This is a genomic window from Filomicrobium insigne (genome assembly GCF_900104305.1).
Classification (GTDB): Bacteria; Pseudomonadota; Alphaproteobacteria; order Rhizobiales; family Hyphomicrobiaceae; genus Filomicrobium; species Filomicrobium insigne.
The window spans coordinates 489475-507501 of the sequence record NZ_FNJC01000002.1 but is presented as its reverse complement, the minus strand read 5'-3'; the positions used below and the strand labels follow the sequence as shown (position 1 = coordinate 507501).

14 protein-coding genes are annotated in these 18027 nt (G+C 56.6%); 13 read left to right on the top strand and 1 reads right to left on the bottom strand.

Going from position 1 to position 18027, the window contains the following annotated elements; all coding sequences use genetic code 11:
- From murB to BLS30_RS08275, 10 genes are all read left to right on the top strand, one after another.
- Positions 1-981 (top strand): UDP-N-acetylmuramate dehydrogenase, encoded by a 981-nt coding sequence (murB, locus tag BLS30_RS08320; protein WP_170832439.1) that lies wholly within the window; start codon positions 1-3, stop codon positions 979-981.
- Between the two features lie 117 nt (positions 982-1098).
- Positions 1099-2046, top strand: coding sequence for a D-alanine--D-alanine ligase (locus BLS30_RS08315; RefSeq protein WP_090228006.1), 948 nt, complete (start codon positions 1099-1101; stop codon positions 2044-2046).
- Entirely contained in the window at positions 2034-2960 is a 927-nt protein-coding gene (locus BLS30_RS08310) for a cell division protein FtsQ/DivIB (RefSeq protein ID WP_090228004.1), read from the top strand. The genes BLS30_RS08315 and BLS30_RS08310 overlap by 13 nt, the downstream gene beginning before the upstream one ends.
- A 57-nt stretch (positions 2961-3017) precedes the next feature.
- Entirely contained in the window at positions 3018-4289 is a 1272-nt protein-coding gene (ftsA, locus tag BLS30_RS08305) for a cell division protein FtsA (RefSeq protein WP_160298737.1), read from the top strand.
- A gap of 124 nt (positions 4290-4413) precedes the next feature.
- On the top strand, positions 4414-6048 hold the full coding sequence (ftsZ, locus tag BLS30_RS08300) for a cell division protein FtsZ (RefSeq protein WP_090228001.1): 1635 nt from the start codon (positions 4414-4416) through the stop codon (positions 6046-6048).
- 322 nt (positions 6049-6370) lie between these two features.
- Positions 6371-7315, top strand: a complete 945-nt coding sequence (lpxC, locus tag BLS30_RS08295; RefSeq protein ID WP_090228000.1) for a UDP-3-O-acyl-N-acetylglucosamine deacetylase — start codon at positions 6371-6373, stop codon at positions 7313-7315.
- Positions 7316-7857: 542 nt separating this feature from the next.
- A complete protein-coding gene (locus BLS30_RS08290; RefSeq protein ID WP_046479563.1) occupies positions 7858-8745 on the top strand; it encodes an outer membrane protein assembly factor BamD in 888 nt (295 codons plus the stop codon).
- Positions 8746-8944: 199 nt separating this feature from the next.
- Entirely contained in the window at positions 8945-9427 is a 483-nt protein-coding gene (locus tag BLS30_RS08285) for an Mpo1 family 2-hydroxy fatty acid dioxygenase (RefSeq protein WP_170832438.1), read from the top strand.
- A gap of 59 nt (positions 9428-9486) precedes the next feature.
- Entirely contained in the window at positions 9487-11607 is a 2121-nt protein-coding gene (gene ligA, locus BLS30_RS08280; RefSeq protein ID WP_090227994.1) for an NAD-dependent DNA ligase LigA, read from the top strand.
- A 105-nt stretch (positions 11608-11712) separates the two neighbouring features.
- Positions 11713-13497 (top strand): hypothetical protein, encoded by a 1785-nt coding sequence (locus BLS30_RS08275; protein ID WP_090227992.1) that lies wholly within the window; start codon positions 11713-11715, stop codon positions 13495-13497.
- Between the two features lie 531 nt (positions 13498-14028).
- Here the strand turns inward: BLS30_RS08275 and BLS30_RS08270 are convergent.
- The gene (locus BLS30_RS08270; RefSeq protein WP_046479570.1) at positions 14029-14700 is read right to left on the bottom strand and encodes a GntR family transcriptional regulator; all 672 of its coding nucleotides are present in this window, start codon (positions 14698-14700) and stop codon (positions 14029-14031) included.
- 243 nt (positions 14701-14943) lie between these two features.
- On the opposite strand from BLS30_RS08270, the gene BLS30_RS08265 reads away from it, so the two are divergent.
- The 3 genes from BLS30_RS08265 to BLS30_RS08255 all read left to right on the top strand — a co-directional run bounded on the left by BLS30_RS08265 (position 14944) and on the right by BLS30_RS08255 (position 17963).
- The gene (locus BLS30_RS08265; RefSeq protein ID WP_046479572.1) at positions 14944-15942 is read left to right on the top strand and encodes a TRAP transporter substrate-binding protein; all 999 of its coding nucleotides are present in this window, start codon (positions 14944-14946) and stop codon (positions 15940-15942) included.
- Positions 15943-16119: 177 nt separating this feature from the next.
- Positions 16120-16647 carry a TRAP transporter small permease subunit gene (locus BLS30_RS08260; RefSeq protein ID WP_244466781.1) on the top strand — a complete coding sequence of 176 codons (528 nt, stop codon included), beginning with the start codon at positions 16120-16122 and terminating at the stop codon, positions 16645-16647.
- On the top strand, positions 16647-17963 hold the full coding sequence (locus tag BLS30_RS08255; RefSeq protein WP_046479578.1) for a TRAP transporter large permease: 1317 nt from the start codon (positions 16647-16649) through the stop codon (positions 17961-17963). The genes BLS30_RS08260 and BLS30_RS08255 overlap by 1 nt, the downstream gene beginning before the upstream one ends.
- The last annotated feature ends 64 nt before the right edge of the window (positions 17964-18027 follow it).

The window sequence follows — 18027 nt, the reverse complement described above, 5'->3', positions numbered from 1 at the left end:
GTGGCCTTTGCCGATCCCACTTCCGATTGGCTGCAAAACCTGCCAGATCTGCGCGGTCGGCTATCCGCGAATGCGATGTTATCGGACATCACGTGGTTTCGCGTGGGTGGGCCGGCTCAGGTTTTGTTCACGCCTGCAGATGAAGCCGATCTCGTCTATTTCCTGAAATCTATTCCGGCCGACGTTCCGGTTTTTACGATGGGCCTCGGTTCCAATCTCCTTGTTCGCGATGGCGGCGTTCGCGGTGTTGTCATTAGGCTTGGCCGGGGATTTGGAACCATTGAGGTTCTCGGGCCGGATCGTCTAAGAGTCGGGACTGCGGTGCCGGATGTCAAAGTTGCGCGGGCGGCCGGAGAAGCTGGGATTGCGGGACTACATTTCTACCGTGGCATCCCCGGTTCAATTGGCGGGGCCTTGCGGATGAATGCCGGTGCGCATGGTGTCGAAACGAAGGATGTTCTGGAATACGTTCGCGCCGTGGATCGGGCCGGAAACGTTCATGAGCTCAGCGTCGCGGACATGGGGTACACCTATCGCCATTGTAGTGTTCCGGCCGACTATATTTTCACGCAAGCAACGTTCCGTGGCCAGCCGGGAGAGCCATCCGAAATCCTTAAGCAGATGGAAGAGGTCGCAGACTATCGCGAGCAGAATCAGCCGATCCGTGAACGGACGGGGGGATCGACCTTCAAAAACCCGAATGGTCATTCGGCGTGGAAGCTGGTCGACCAGGCGGGGTGTCGCGGGCTACGTGTCGGCGGGGCAAAGGTCTCCGAAATGCACTGCAACTTCCTCATCAATGACGCCGAAGCGACCGCGGAAGATGTCGAACGTCTTGGCGAAACCGTCCGGGCACGTGTGAAGGCGACGTCGGGAGTGACGCTCAACTGGGAAATTATTCGGCTTGGTGAGCCCGTTGAAGGGCGCCCTACCGGTGAGGCGTTAGCTGAGCTTTCCAACACGGGCGCTGGGAAACAGTAATCACGCTGCAGCTCGATTGTTCTCGGCGACCTCTCAGGGGCGGGCTGTTCCTCCGTCCCGTTCCCAGTTTAAAAGAGCTGTAGCAGCTTCCACTCAGATAACGAATGCGGAGACCAAATGATCGGGCCAGCGCCAGCGCGTACGTTTGAGCATATTGCCGTTCTCATGGGCGGATGGTCGGCCGAACGGGAGGTCAGCCTTAATTCGGGTGCAGCGGTGGCTGATGCGTTGGAGGGCGAAGGCTACCGGGTCACACGGATCGATGTCACGCGTGACATCGCTCAGCGGCTCGTCGAGGTGAAGCCGCAAGCTTGTTTCAACGCGCTTCACGGAAAGTTCGGTGAAGACGGCTGCGTGCAAGGCGTTCTTGAATGCCTTGAAATTCCTTATACTCATTCGGGCGTTCTTTCCTCGGCACTCGCTATGCACAAAGAGCGGGCCAAAGCCGTGATGAAGCCGGCCGGCATCCCTGTTGCGAACGCAGTCATCGTCACACGACGGCAAGCCATGGCAGAACATGCGCTACCGCCGCCATACGTGGTCAAGCCGCTGACGGAGGGCTCCAGCGTCGGCGTCGTTATCGTGCAGAAGGCCGACGAACCGCCTCCCGTTCGGATCGGTGAGGATGGCGACCTGGACGACGTGGTGATGGTCGAGCGTTATGTGGCTGGTCGGGAACTGACGTGTGCGGTCATTGGTGATTTCGTGACCGACGTCACCGACATTTTGCCCGCCGAAGGTCTCCAATTTTATGATTATCAGGCAAAATACGGGGCTGGCGGGTCTCGCCATCAAGTTCCTGCAAAGCTTTCACCAGATATTTACCAATCTATACGGAAATGCACATTGGCGGCGCATCAGGCGCTGGGGTGCCGCGGCGTGAGCAGAGCTGATTTCCGCTTTGACGATACGCCCGGCGGTACCGGTGAACTGGTGTGCCTCGAGGTTAACACCCAGCCAGGTATGACGACGACTTCTTTGGTGCCGGAGCTCGCAGCCCACGCAGGATGGTCGTTCGGTGAGTTGGTTCGCTGGATTATCGAGGACGCAAGTTGCAACAGGTAGGTGCGTTTTCCGGATTGTTTAGGAGCGCTCGCGCAGCGTCGCCTCATTCGGATGATGCTGGTTCCCTTCCTGATTATGACTGGCCCAACGAGCGGGCGCGTCCACGCCGGGTTTCTGTGGCTTTGCGTGTCACAAGCATCGCCATTGCGGGGCTCGTCGGGATCGGTTTGTTCTGGATACTGACGCAAGGCGGAGAACAGACTCGGACGATGTCTTCAGTCAGTGCTGAGTTGGATCGCGTTGTCGGTTGGAGTGGATTCGGCATCGATCAGGTCACGCTTAAGGGTCATCGTTTTACGCCAGATGGCGATGTCTTTGATGCCTTGGGACTCGATAAGGCCCGATCTGTTCTGAGCTTCGATTTTGCGGCGGCGCGTCGTGCGGTTGAAGAGTTGTCCTGGGTGGAGCGGGCGTCGATCACGCGCGTTTACCCGGATCAAATGATTGTCGAGATAACAGAACGGGTTCCGTATGCGTTGTGGCAGCATGGAAAGGATCTGTTGATCGTTGATCGCGAGGGACGGGTCTTGTCGGCTGCCGAGCGGCATACCGCTCCATCCGGCCTTGTTCAAATTGCCGGGGAGGGTGCGGCGAAGGAAGCCTCGGCACTCATGGCGCTTTTATCGGCGCATGCCGATCTTTCCGGAGCGCTGCAACAGGCGGAGCGTGTCGCCGGCCGTAGATGGCGGTTGCATCTGGTGGATGGGAATCAAATTGAGTTGCCTGCAACTGGCGAAGCCACGGCTCTGGCGGATCTCAAAGCGTGGCCGGACTTTGCCGCGGTGTTGGCCGCGGGGCATTCCGTAATCGATGTGCGGACCTCTGGCCGTATCGCTGTTCGGACTCTCGTGAAAGAAGCCGGTACGGATGTCGAGCCGCGGAGTATTCGTGAGTTGATCATGCGGGCAGGCTAAAGCAGAGGGCGCGAGGCTGATAGGCGTCCCAGCGTGCTCAGATCATTGAGGTGGAACGTGCTGAGAGCAGATCGTCAACAAGTAAGAGGGCGCGGTGTCATCGGCGTCGTCGATGTCGGCAGCTCCAAAACCGTTTGTCTCATAGCGGCTATATCTCCCGGAGAGGCCGGGCCAGCAAATATACGGATCGTTGGCCTGGGTGTGCAGCCTGCGCGCGGTACTCAAGCGGGAATCATCACGGATCTAGACGAAGCAGAGCGTTGCGCGCGTGCGGCAATCGGCAAAGCTGAGCGCATGGCGGGCGTCACCCTGGAAGGTGTGCACGTCAGCGTTGGTTGTGGTGAGCTCAAGTCTCAGACGTTTGCAGCTAATGCGGAGATCGAGAGCGGTGTCGTTGAGGCGGGGGACATAGGCCGCCTGATGGCTGGAGGACGCTCGTTCGCAGAACGTGACGGACGGCGCCTCGTGCATATGAACACCATCGGTTATCGCCTCGATGGCAACACGGGTGCCAGCGATCCCCGCGGAATGGCGGCGCGCCGTGTGACGGCCGATCTGCATACGGTGACTGCGGAAGAGGCACCTCTTCGCAACCTGATGGTCATGATCGAACGTTGCTATCTGTCGATTTCCGGTGTCGTCGCGTCGCCCTATGCAAGCGCTTTGGCTGTCACGACCGAAGAAGAACAGCGACAGGGCGTGACGTGCATTGATATCGGCGGCGGCACAACCAAGATCGCCTGTTTCGCAAATGGCCAATTTCTGCACGCGAGCGTCATTCCGCTCGGAGCCGACCTGATTACTTACGATATCGCTCGCGCATTGCAGACGCCACTTGCAGAGGCCGAGCGAATCAAGGCGCTTTATGGTTCAATGATCGGAGCACAATCGGACGAGCACGAGACGTTTTCTTACGCGCTCGCGGACGAGGAGGACGGGGGGCTGTATCAGGCGACGAAGGCGCAACTCGCCCGTGTCGTGGCGCCCAGGGTCGAGGCGTTGCTGGCCCGCGTGGCCACGCAGCTCGACCGTAGTGGCATGCGTCCGTATGCCTGCGGGCGAATCGTTCTCACCGGCGGCGGCAGCGAACTTGTCGGAATTGGTCCCTATGCAGCAAATATTTTTGGCGCACCGGTTCGTGTTGGCCGGCCTATGGCCATTTCAGGATTGCCGCAGAACGTGTCGACACCTGCTTTTTCCACCGTGGCTGGTTTGCTTATGGCCAGCACGGTCTCTGGGGCAGAGACGATGGCCTATGATGTTCCGAAATCAGCGCCGCCAAAGAGCTATCTGGGGCGTGTCGGTCAGTGGCTCATGGAGGCCTTGTGAGGCGCTCTCTACGGGAGTGCCGGGCTTGTGACGTTAGCGCGGGGTAAGCCGTGGGCTGTAGACATAAACAACGAGGCCGGTCGTCATTTGACCGGGCGGCCGCTTCAGGCAAGGCGGGAACGCGATGAGCATTGATCTGCAACTGCCAAAGCTCACGGATCTGAGACCCAGGCTAACCGTGATTGGTATCGGCGGTGCGGGCTGCAACGCGATCAATAACATGATCGCGGCGGGGTTGACCGGCGTCGATTTCGTGGCGGCGAATACCGACGCGCAGGCTTTGGCTGCCTCCAGTGCAGAACACCGTATACAACTTGGCACAAACCTTACGGAAGGTTTGGGTGCCGGCGCGCGTCCCGAGATCGGCCAAGCTGCTGCGGAAGAAGCGATTGATGAGATTCGCGCGCAGATTACCGGTTCCCATATGGTGTTTCTCGCTGCCGGTATGGGTGGTGGTACGGGCACCGGTGCAGCTTCCGTGATTGCGCGCATCTCGCGTGAACTTGGTATTTTGACCGTTGGCGTCGTTACAAAACCCTTCCAATTCGAGGGAAGTCGCCGCGCGCGGATGGCCGAGACGGGTATCGCTGAGCTGCGCGAGAACGTCGATACGCTGATCGTCATTCCGAACCAGAATTTGTTCCGCATCGCGAATGAGAAAACGACGTTCGCAGAAGCGTTTTTGCTGGCGGACCAGGTTCTTTATTCCGGTGTTGCCTGCATCGTCGATCTGATCGTCAAGGAAGGCCTCATAAATCTTGATTTCGCGGATGTTCGTGCTGTCATGAGTGGCATGGGCGCTGCCATGATGGGAACGGGCGAAGCTGAAGGCGAGAGCAGGGCGATAACCGCGGCCGAAGAGGCTATCCACAATCCGCTGCTCGATGATGTCAGCCTTCAGGGCGCCAAGGGGTTGCTGCTTTCGATCAGTGGCGGGCCGAATCTCACGCTTTATGAAGTCGACGAAGCAGCGACACGGGTTCGCAAAGAGGTTGATCCCGACGCGAATATCATCGTCGGCGCGACCTTCGATGAAAGCCTTGGTGATCGCGTGAGAGTTTCGATTGTCGCTTCAGGCATGGTCAATAGGGTTGGCCAATCGGGTGAAGGCGATTACGGCGACCAATATTCCGATCAATATCAGATGCCGCCACCGGTCCCGGATAGGTCCGGTGGTGTGTTCGGATCTGGTGCATTCAATCCGCCGCCCTTGCCCGAGCAGGGGCAAAAAGATTTCGAGCGTGAGCTCGCTGCGGCTATGCAGCAAACACTTTCCGCACCTGCGAGCAGTGGCGGACAGCGGGGTGAGCGGGGAGCTTGGACGGCTCCTGGGAATGTCGTCATCGAAGAGGGGTTGCCACCTTTCCCTGGTGGTGCTCCCAAACAGGGGCAGCCTGACGGTGGGCACCAGAACTCCGCGGGGCAGGGGCAATTCACACCGCAGCGCCCGAGAGAGATTCGACGCGGGCCACGGATGCCGCAAGTCGAGGATTTTCCAATCGTCGGACAGCGCGAATATCGAGCTAAACGTGGGGGGACCGGAGATGAAGAGGCGCGCTCACCTGCAGCGGCGCGGATGAGCTCGTTGTTCGGACGGCTGACAAATTTGGGCTGGCGGCAAGGTGATTCGTTTTCTGACGACGCACAGGCAAGCGAAGAAAGCTTTCAGGATGCTGGCGATCGGGATGATTTGGTCGCTGGAAGTGAATTACCTTCAGTATCCGGACAGTCGCGTTCTGATACGCGTAGGCGGTCGTAACATTCTGTAATGTCACGGTAATTTAACGCTCGCCGGCGCTCTCTCCGGTGATGCGGAGAGCTTTTCTGTCCCTCAATCCACGCTGAAACGATTAGGTAACACAGTGTAAGAAAGCGTGATTTGTGCGGGCTGTGGCTGGCGGGTATCGTTCAATTGTTAACGGTCAAGTTCACTCTTCCTGAACCTTCTTGAGCAGCGCCGGGAAGCGCCAATCAAGAACCAACACCAAAGGGTTTAGGCAGGGAATTTCGACCGGGGGTGGCAGGTCGCCGGGGCTGGGAAGTGGCGACCTTTGCCGGGGCAGATACGAGGGACGACAGACATGTCGAATCGATTCATCGGCGCGCGTCAGACTACAATTGCGCGCGAGATCGAGCTCACAGGCACGGGGGTGCACAGTGGAGCGCCAGTATCGGTTTCGCTTCATCCAGCAGAAGCTGATACTGGCCTCCGTTTCTTAGTCACGAAACGCGGTAGAGTCATCGCAGACATCCCCGCTAACGTGCAGCAAGTTAAAAATCTAACCTTATGTACGGTTATCGGCGACGATCACGGCAATACTGTGAGTACCGTCGAACATCTTCTTGCCGCTCTTCGCGGACTTTCCATCGACAACTGCTACATCGAGATCGATAGCAAGGAAGTGCCGATCATGGACGGTAGTTCCGCCATGTTCGTCGAGGCGATCGATGAGGTTGGGGTAACTGAGCTTCAGACTCCACGGACCTACATCAAAGTCTTGAAGCCTATCCGAGTCGAAGATGGTGATTGTTTCGGCGAAATTATGCCGCACTCGGGCTTCCATCTCGACATCGAGATTGATTTCGACACGCCGCTTATTGGCCGTCAGCGCCTCGCTTACGAAATGACGCCGGGTGTGTTCCGCAATGAGCTGTCGCGGGCACGTACGTTCGGTTTCATGAGTGATGTCGAAAGGCTCTGGAAGAACGGTTTGGCTCTGGGTGCCAACCTCAACAACACGGTGGCGATCGGCGACGATAAGGTGATGAACCCTGAGGGGCTTCGATATCCTGAAGAGTTCGTGCGTCACAAAATGCTCGATGCGGTTGGTGATCTTTCGTTAGCTGGCCATCCGCTGCTCTGCAAATACCGTTCAGTTCGTGGTGGTCACCGCCTGAATGCTTCCGTTTTGCAGGCGCTTCTCGCAGACGAATATGCATGGACCATCGTTCACGCTCCGCGCGTCCGCGATGTTGTCCCTGTCAATGTCAGCTTCCCTGAAGTTTTTGCCGAAGGTACGCATTAAACCCGGCTTTCAAAGCGCCGGCGTGTCGCTACGTGGCAATCCAGGTCTCTTGATTTACTTAGCCGCCTCCCACTGGGAGGCGGTTTTTGTTTGTGGGCGGTTTCGTCCTCTGTGGCGGGCTTTCAAGATGAGCCAACGTCGTGCGCGCTTTGATTGGCTTTGAGGCTCGTTTTTCGTCGCCGGAGCTGTTTCCAGGATGCATCAAGGGACGCGTGAATTTTACTTTCAACGCGATTTTTTACGCGTTGCCATAGTGTTGCTGCTTTGGGATCGTCTCAATTGACATAGGATAATCGTTGTTCTGGGGCGCGACCCGGGTCCACTGGATAACGTGATGGGTACGGGGTAAATGCTTTGCTTCGGAGCAGAATGCCCTTTAAATGACCTCGATTAGGCGCTTGGCATGTCGAGTCACGGCGTCATGCGGGCTGGCTGGGAAGAATTTGAAAAGAGGCGCAGTTTTTTGAAACTTCCGGTCTTGGGTGAGGCTTTGGGCTTTCCCTTGGATCGCGGGACTTTCAAGGCCGCGAGGTAGGGCAGGGATGATCTTGCATAATCGGCAAAGTCCAGTTCACGTCCGCGGGGCCAGCGTTGTACGCCTGCGGCAGCTGACAGGGGGCGCCGTAATTGGCCTCGTCCTGGCGCTGGCTGGATGTGCATCGTCCAATGATATCTCAAAGGCGCTCAATCCTGATCCTCCGGGAAAGATGTACGCGGAGGCCGACTCGCTATTGTCGCGCGGCAAGTACGAACGCGCGGCTAAGAAGTTCGAAGATCTGGATCGCGATCACCCTTATGCCCCGGAAGCCCGGCGGGCGATTGTGATGGCCGCCTATGCTTATTACAAGGCCGGTAAGGCGCCTGAGGCGGTTGCTTCGGCACAGCGCTACACGACCATGCATCCCGGTACGAAAGAAGCGGCGTTGGCCCACCACATTATCGCGTCGTCCTACTTCGACGAGATGAAGGGGCCAAACCGGGATCAGTCCGCTACTCGGAAGGCGCTGGCCGAACTTCAGACATTGCGAACACGCTATCCCGACAGTCCCTATGCCAAGGATGCGGAGAACCGCATTCGCGTCGCCCAAGATACTTTGGCTGGCGCGGAGATGGAGGTCGGACGCTATTATCTCAAGCGTAATAACTACATCGCGGCCATCAATCGCTTTAAAACCGTTGTGACGGATTACCAGACGACCGCACACGTTGAAGAAGCTTTGATGCGTTTGACGGAAGCCTATATGGCGTTGGGTATTAAGCAGGAAGCGCAGACAGCGGCTGCTGTTCTTGGCCACAACTTCCCGAATTCGAAGTGGTACAAGGACGCTTATGCGTTGCTCGCTTCGGATGGTCTTGCGCCGCGTGAGGATAGCGGCTCCTGGCTATCACAAGCGTGGAAGAGCCTTCCTAAGCTGTCGTTGGGCGGTTGACGCGCCCATTGACTGCCGTGTCGGAAGACCAAATCTACTAAAAGCGAACCTGCCGATGTCGCGCCAGAGTTTGGCTCTGGGCGGCAATGGTAATGAGTCTATCATGGCGCGATGCGTTCTGGGTTTTCCCGGTCATTTGCGGGAGCCAGATTCAGAGCGACGTGCGTAGAGAGGCTCGCTTTTGAGAGGTGCTTGTCCCGTGTCCTCACCGCAGACAGAGCGTCGTATCGATCGGCTGCTTGCCGAATACGAACGCGATCATCGTGACCCGACAAATCGTCGTCTTCACTATCTTGCAGTACCGCTCATCTTCTTTTGTGTCGTAGCGCTCGTGACGGAATTACCCGTTCCGGATGCGTTGAAACGGCTTCCAGGCGGATGGCTTCTGTTTGCCGCGATACCGGCGGCTATCTATTATTTTAGGCGTTCAGTGTCGGCAGGGCTTGTGATGGTTGTGTTTACGTTGCTTTGCCTGGGCGTCATAGAGTTATTGCACGCCTATGTTCCCGTTCCGGTTTGGCTGATCGCACTGGGACTGTTCGTCATCCTTTGGGTGGTCCAGTATGTCGGCCATAAAATTGAGGGCCGACGGCCTTCTTTTTTCAAGGATGCGCAATTTCTGTTGATCGGCCCCGTCTGGGTGTTCGATAAGCTATTGCGGCCGTTCGGTTTTCGCTACTGACGTCAGATGGTGGTGCCGTGTGCGGACCGGCACTGAATCGAACACATCGGGCGGTAAGCATGGCTGACGAGGACTTGCGCAAAATCGATGTTGAGGCGCTGACGCCGGGGCAAGCGGCTAGCGAGTTGGAGCGGCTTGCGCGAGAGATCGCCCACCACGATGCGCTTTATTATGCGCAGGATAATCCAGAAATATCGGACGCGGCCTATGATGCCTTGCGTCGCCGGAACGAAGCTATCGAAGCGCGATTTCCTGAACTCCGGCGCGCCGACTCTCCCTCAGAGAGAGTCGGTATGGCGCCGTCTGAGGGTTTTGGAAAGATTCGCCATCGTGTGGCGATGCTCTCGCTCGATAATGCGTTCGAGGATGAGGATGTTGTTGAATTTGTTGGCCGGGTTCGCCGTTTTTTGGGCTTGGTAGAGGACGCGCCGCTCGAACTTGTGGCAGAGCCTAAGATCGATGGTTTGTCGATATCGTTGCGTTATGATCGGGGCCGGTTTGTCGAAGCGGCAACACGTGGTGACGGGACCCAAGGTGAAAACGTAACAGCCAACGTGTTGACCATCAAAAGTATTCCGCATGTGCTGAAGGGCAAGGATGTCCCGGAGACCATCGATATCCGCGGCGAGATATTTATGGATCACGCCGACTTTCAAAATCTCAACGTACAGCAGGCGGCTTCCGGGGCTAAGATTTTTGCGAATCCGCGCAATGCGGCGGCAGGGTCCCTACGGCAACTGGATCCGAAGCTTACCGCGAAGCGACCGTTGCGGTTTTTCGCTTATGGATGGGGCGAGGCGAGCAGTCTACCTACGGAGACGCAATCCGGCGTCGTTGAGGCTATGGGACGCTGGGGATTGCCGATAAATCCGCGCATGACGCTGTGTGCCGGTGCGGAAGAACTCCTAGCTTACTATCAGCAACTGGCCATGGATCGTGCGCGACTCGATTACGATATCGACGGTGTCGTCTACAAGGTCAATCGGCTCGATTATCAATTGCGCCTGGGGTTCATTTCGCGGTCACCGCGATGGGCAACGGCTCACAAATTCCCCGCCGAGCAGGCGATGACGATCCTGCGGGACATTGATATTCAGGTGGGTCGCACAGGCGCACTCACGCCTGTTGCCAAACTTGAGCCGGTTACGGTTGGTGGGGTGGTTGTTTCAAACGCCACGCTGCATAACGAGGATGAAATCGCGCGTAAGGATATCCGTATTGGCGATACCGTAGTCGTGCAGCGGGCCGGTGACGTGATCCCGCAGATCGTATCGGTCGTTTTAGAGAAGCGGCCGGAAGGTGCTGAAGCCTATCAATTCCCGAAAGTCTGCCCCGTGTGCGGCAGCCATGCTGTGCGGGAAACGGATGAGAAATCCGGGCGCCGAGACGTTGTCCGGCGGTGCACAGGAGGGCTCATCTGCGAGGCGCAGCAAGTCGAGAGGTTGAAGCACTTCGTTTCCCGCAACGCCTTCGATATCGAAGGGCTCGGGGAAAAGACGATCGCGGCTTTTCATCGTGACGGTTTAATTCAGTCTCCTGCCGATATTTTCCGGCTGCAGCACAAAGATACGCAAGCTGATTTGAAGATCGAAGAACGGGAAGGCTGGGGGCCGCAATCGGCGCAAAAGTTGTTCGCCTCCATCGAAGCGCGCCGTGAAATTGGATTGGATCGTTTCATTTATGCGCTAGGTATCCGGCACGTGGGGGAAACGACAGCCAAGGTTCTCGCGCGCAGCTACGGCACCCTAGAAAATTTTGAAGCGCAGATGCGTGCCGCCGGGCAGGACGAGGCCAGCGAGGCGTTTGCCGATCTCGTCAATATCAATGGCATCGGCAAGGTCGTTGCCGAAGCGATTGCCGAGTTCTTTGCGGAACCCCACAACATTGAGGTTTTACGGGAGCTCCACAAAGAAGTGCGGACCGTACCGGTCGAGACCGTCGCGAGCGATACCGCCGTTGCAGGCAAGACTGTCGTCTTTACAGGAAGCCTCGAGAAAATGACTCGCAGCGAGGCGAAAGCACAGGCGGAACGTCTCGGAGCTAAAGTGGCGGGATCGGTGTCTAAGAAGACCGACTATGTCGTTGCCGGTGCGGATGCGGGCTCTAAGTTGAACAAAGCACGAGAGCTTGGCGTTACCGTGCTTTCGGAAGATGATTGGCTTGGTTTGACGGGCGGCTAGTGTGGTTGCCCGTTTATCCTGCTCCCTTAAATTCAGCGGCCGTTTGGATGGACTGGCGCGTCGTGCAATACTTGTTTTTCATTCATTGCGGTCGCACATCCTGAAATGATCCGCTTTCGTCATGTGGTCGAGACGACCAGTCCCGCCGATGTAGAGATTCTTCGTTCGGCGCGGCTTCTTTTTCGTCATGCCTTTCCCTACGAGCCCGAGGGAATTGATCGGATCGTTCGATTTCTCGAGAATCGCGCGCAACTCGATTTTGAGCCGATCCTGCTGGTTTCTCTTGACCGCAAGAACTCGCTCACGGGGCTATGCTTCGTTTTTTATTTTCGCGAGATCCGGTTTGGTTATCTCCAGTACATCGCAAGCGATCCTGAACGACCGCAGCGTGGTATCGGAGGAGCGCTTTACGAAGCAATTCGGGAGCTGCTCATTGCGAAAGGCGCGCGCGGGCTTCTTCTTGATATTCCTCCGGTGGATGCCGACAAGCTGGAAGATGTTTCTCGATTACCAATCAATCGTAAGCGTTGGAAGTTTTACGAGCGTTATGGCGCGCGGATTATCGAGGGAACGGAATGGGACGTTACACCTAACCCGCGCAATGCCTATTATCTGACAACGCTCGTTCTTGACCCGCTGGGACGTGTGCCGAAACTTTCGCGTGCACAGGCGCGACGCGCCGTCCGGCGGATTTTACAGACGCAATATGGCTACGAGCCTGGCGATGCTTTCGTCGAGCGTGTCGCGAATTCGTTCCGCGACGATCCGGTTCGGTTGCGTATTCCTAAGCGTGTTTCCCCGCCCAAGCGCATCGCGACGGTGGGGCGTATTCGACCAATCAAGATCGTCGTTTCAGATGGTCACGTAATCCATCATCTAAAAGAAAAGGGGTACGTCGAGAGGCCTGTGCGGGTCCGCCAGATCTTGCGTGGGCTGGAAGGCGTGGCCACCGAGCGGATACCGGTTAAACATTTTCCGGACCGGCATATCCTTGCTGTGCACGATCCGAAACTCGTTTCTTACTTGCGGGCCGTTTGTGCGCGGCTCGATGAGAAGGCGATCGTTTATCCCGAGGTATTTCCTATTCGCAGACCGGAAAGGGCTCCGAAGGCCCTTGAAGATCGGGCGGGGTATTTCTGTGCAGATACGTTTACGCCATTGACCCATAACGCGTGGCCAGCAGCACGACGTGCCGTCGACGTGGCGTTGACTGCGGCTGAGTTGGTCGCTGATGGTGAGCGCTTTGCTTATGCGATTTGCCGGCCGCCGGGCCACCATGCCGAGCGGCGTATCTTTGGAGGTTTTTGTTTTCTGAATAATTCGGCAATCGCTGCCAATTATCTTGCTGCCGGTGGGAAACGCGTCGCTCTTCTGGATATCGACTATCACCACGGCAATGGGGCGCAGGACATCTTTTACAATCGTGCAGATGTGCTGACACTTTCGATTCACGGTCATCCGCGACACGCGTATCCGAACTTTTCAGGATACGGCGATGAGCGCGGAGAGGGGGCAGGGGAAGGTTTCAATCGCAATTGGCCCTTAGAGCCGCCCGTCGATGATGCGCGGTATTTACGCGTTCTTGACGAAGCTCTTCGTGCGGTTTTGCGGTTCCGCCCCTCGTATCTTGTCGTGTCGCTCGGTCTCGACATCATGAAGGGAGATCCGACGGGTTCGTTCGAGGTTTCTACTGCGGGTCTGAAAAGTATTGCCGAGCGCATCGGCCAGCTCTACTTGCCGACATTGGTCGTGCAAGAAGGTGGTTATGCTGTGCGAAATCTCAGGATCGGGGCGCGCAGCTTTTTCGGTGCTCTAGAGGACGTTTGGTTTCAGGATAGAGCAGTGGCGCGTTCTCCTATTCCTCTGGAGAAAAAACCAGCGCGCGGATGATCGGGGCGCGGCGAGAGCACTTTTTTCTTGAAAGTATGGATCCTTATGGCCGTGAGTTCGTTATGGGCGCATCGCCAACTCATGTGAGGAGTTCGAGGATGCGTGCAATTGTTGCTAGTGCCGTGGCCGGTCTGATGTTCTCGATTGGTTACGTTGGTCCTTCAATCGCAAGTCCTGCGCAGTCGGCTATTCAAAGCCAAGCAAGTGGGTATTCGGCCCCCGTACATAAAGCTTTTTGGGGCTGCAACCGGGCAGACCGCTCGGCTAGAGTCGTTGAGCCTCGGGTCTATGGTTACACGGAACGTGCCTACAGACCTCGTGTGTACGGATACACGGCGCGAAGAAACTGGAATAATCGGCGTTATTGGAACGGTGACAACCGCCGTTGGCGTGATGGCCGGCGCGACAGTTGGAAATAAGCTCGCGCGCTAAGTAATCGATAAACTAGTTAATGGCGCCAAGTAAGCCCATGGGCGAATGGGATGATAAGGCATATTCGCGAGGTCGCGCGACCTGAAAAGGTGGCGCGGCTTACGTCGTTTCCGGCACCAGGCGGGTGGCGTTCAGTCCAGAAACCCAGTCTGCGAAACGATGGCTTTGGATGGATATATGCGCCTTGAGTAGTCGTCCGGCGGCTTCTTCTTCTCCCGCGTCGAGAGCTTCGACGATTGCTTGATGCTCGGCGAATGAATCGGCAATGCGTCCCTTCAGGCGCAATTGCAGCCGTCGATAGGGTTGCAACCGCCGTCGCAGTCGTTGGACTTCCTCGATCAAAAATTCGTTGTGGCAACCGGCATAAATGAGTGCATGGAAGCGAGCATTTTCCGCGTAGTAATGGTCAGCATCACCGGACTGCGCGGCTTCCGCGCAGATGAAGTGCTGATGACGCAAGAAAGTGAGTTCGGACGTCGTCATGCGGCGGGCGGCAATTGTTCCGCATACTCCTTCCATCTCCGCCATCACCTCGAACATCTCCACAAGACGTTCCAAGCTGAGTGGTGCAACGGTTGCACCTTTGCGTGGTTTCAGTTCGATCAACCCTGAAGCGGACAGAATGCGCAACGCTTCGCGTACGGGTGTTCGGGAGACTCCAAAACGTTTGGCTAAAACAAGTTCTTCGAGGCGGGTGCCCGGAGCGTGCTCACCGCTCGCGATCTCGTCTTCCAGGGTCTGTCTTATATCATCGGCGTTCTTGTGAAGCATGGCGCGCCTTTCGTGTCTGTATACATAAGTCTTATATCAGAGTGCCGACACGCCCATCTCATAATATATTGATTTTTCAATGTATTTTATTTTGCCATATTTCTTTGTCTGGAAATTTTGTTGCAATGTATCGGCTTTTATCTTGCTATGTATACACCCGGACGCTACGAATACCACCCATGCGCTGCACTATACCGCATTCAAGGTTTCGATAAATAAAAGCGTATCTCAAGGGAGGAACCAATGAGATCCACACTGGCCGTACTTGGCCTTGCCGGCACGACTCTGCTAGCCGCCGCTACTGTTGCCCAGGCGGATACCGTTCTTAAAGCTTCCCATCAGTGGCCGGGCGGTAAGGGCGATCCCCGCGATGAGATGGTTCAGATCATCGCGCGTGAAGTCGAAAAGGCGAACGTAGGGCTCAAGATTCAGATTTATCCGGGGGCTTCGCTGCACAAGCCTAAAGAGCAGTGGGGCGCGCTGACGAAGGGCCAGCTCGATATGTCCGCATTCCCGCTGGACTATGCATCGGGCCGTCATCCGCAGTTCTCGGCGACGCTTATGCCGGGTCTCGTCCGAAACCACGAGCGCGCGCAGCGCATGAACAGTTCCGACTTCATGAAGGACATCAAGAAGATCATCAACGATGCTGGCGTCGTGGTGATTTCGGATGCGTGGCTGGCCGGCGCCTTTGCTTCAAAGAAAAATTGCATTACGGATCCCGACAGCATCAAGGGGCAGGTAACACGCGCGGCAGGTCCGGCGTTTGAACAGATGCTCGTTGCTGCAGGTGCTTCGATCTCGTCCATGCCTTCGTCTGAAATTTACACTGGTATGCAAACGGGTGTTTTGGATGCGACGAACACGTCATCGGGCTCGTTCGTTTCCTATCGCCTTTATGAGCAGGTGAAGTGCCTAACGGCGCCGGGCGCGAATGCTCTTTGGTTCATGTATGAGCCGATCCTGATGTCGAAGCGCAGCTTCGACAAGCTCAATGATGCGCAGAAGAAGGCCGTTATGGACGCCGGCAAGAAGGCTGAAGAGTACTTCGTTGGAGAGGCGAAGAAGCTCGACGACAAGATGATCGAGGCCTTCAAGAAAGCGAATGTCGAGGTCGTCGAAATGTCGAAGAGCGACTACGATGCTTGGCTCGAGAAGGCTAAGGAAAGCTCGTACAAGGTATTTGCCGAGAAGGTCGAAGGTGGCAAAGAGCTGATCGACAAGGCGTTGGCCGTCGAGTAGGCACGGCGTTGCCGAACAAAAACTCTGCAATGCAAAATATTAGCCGGTGGGCACAGGCAGATGGCCCACCGGCTAACTTAAATCTAGACGTCATTGTCGCTTGGCGGGCTCGAACATCTTGAAAGATTTCCTGTCGTCCCGATGGGATTATCCGCGATCGGCCCCACGGAGGATGAGTTGAATCTGTTCACCCGCGTCGTCGACGGAATTTCCCGCCTCATGGGCGCGCTGTCGATGCTCCTTCTTGCAGCGGCGGTGATCGTCGTGTGCCAGTTGATTACCTTGCGATATCTGTTCAACGAGTCCACCGTTTGGCAGACAGAGTTCGTCATCTATTCGCTGATGGCCTCGACGTTCCTGGGAGCGCCCTATGTGTTGCTGGAGCGCGGCCATGTTGGTGTCGATCTACTACCGTCTATGCTGGGTGGACGGGCAAGATTTGTGCTTGAGCTGACTGGCGGGATTATCAGTCTCATATTCTGCGCCTTGCTCGCCTATTCTGGGTGGACCTATTTTCACGAAGCTTGGGCGCATGGTTGGCGCACAGATACGGTGTGGGCTCTACCGTTGTGGATTCCGCTGGCTCCGCTGCCTCTCGGCATTGGTCTTTTGTGCCTCCAGTATATCTCTGAGCTGATTAAGCTGTTCCATGGCCGATCGCTGACAAGCTCGGAATTGGAAACGTCGACGCGGGAGGCCTCTTGATGGAACCGATTCAAATTGGCGTCCTGATACTTCTCGCGCTCCTGTTTCTCATTTCGACGGGTATGCCGATCGCGTTTGCGCTTGGAGCAGCCTCCATTGGCACGCTCTTAATTGTTGAAGGTCCGCAGGCTCTCGGAATATTGGGCGAGACCTTCTTTGGCGGCCTCAATTCGTTCAGCCTCGTCTCGATTCCGATGTTCATCCTGATGGGTGCGGCTGTTGCGTCGAGCCCGGCAGGTAAGGATCTTTACGAAGCGCTGGACCGTTGGCTCAATCGTGTTCCGGGCGGCTTGGTGCTATCCAATATCGGCGCGTGCTCAATCTTTGCCGCTCTCTCCGGTTCGTCGCCCGCGACGTGCGCTGCTATCGGCAAAATGGGCATCCCGGAGATGCGCAAACGCGGCTATCCGGATGACATTGCGACCGGTTCGATCGCGGCGGGCGGTACGCTTGGAATTCTTATTCCGCCGTCCGTGACGATGATTGTCTACGGTATCGCCACCGAGACATCTATCGGCCGATTGTTCCTGGCCGGGTTGCTTCCAGGCTTTATGCTAACCGCCCTGTTCATGATCTGGACGCTGATTGCGTGCCGCATGAAGGGACTTGGCCTACGCGATCTGACGCAGAACTTCACGTTGAAGCAAAAGTTTGAGGCTTTGCCGCGCGTGTTGCCGTTCCTGGCAATTATCGCAGGTGTGCTGTTCGTTTTGTATGGCGGTGTCGCTACGCCTTCGGAGGCTGCTGGTGCGGGGGCTATGTTCTGTCTGCTGCTGGCGGTGATCATCTACCGAATGTGGCGCGCAGGCCCTATCGTCGCAATGTTTCGGAGTTCGGTCCGCGAGTCCGTCATGATCATGATGATCATCGGGACGGCGGAGCTGTTTGCTTACACCTTGTCGTCAACGTTTGTTACGCAAACGATTGCGCAATGGATCAGCGATCTCGAAGTCAATCGGTGGGTGCTGTTGGCGGCTGTCAACGTGTTCCTGCTCGTTGCGGGTATGTTTCTGCCGCCGGTCGCCATCATTCTTATGACGGCGCCCATCCTTTTGCCGATCATCACGTCGGCTGGTTTCGACCCCTACTGGTTCGCGGTGATCCTCACCATCAATATGGAAATCGGTCTGATTACGCCGCCCGTAGGATTGAACCTTTACGTCATCAATGGGATAGCACCAGACGTACCGTTGTCGTCGATCCTGCGTGGATCTCTGCCCTATGTGGTGTGCATGGTGTTGGCAATCGTCATTCTCTGCATCTTTCCTGAGATCGCGACATGGCTGCCTGACCTTCTCATGGGGCCGGAACTTTAAACACGACACACGACCTGAGACGCACAGTTCGCTTCATATGTGAACTGTGCGTCATTTGAATTGG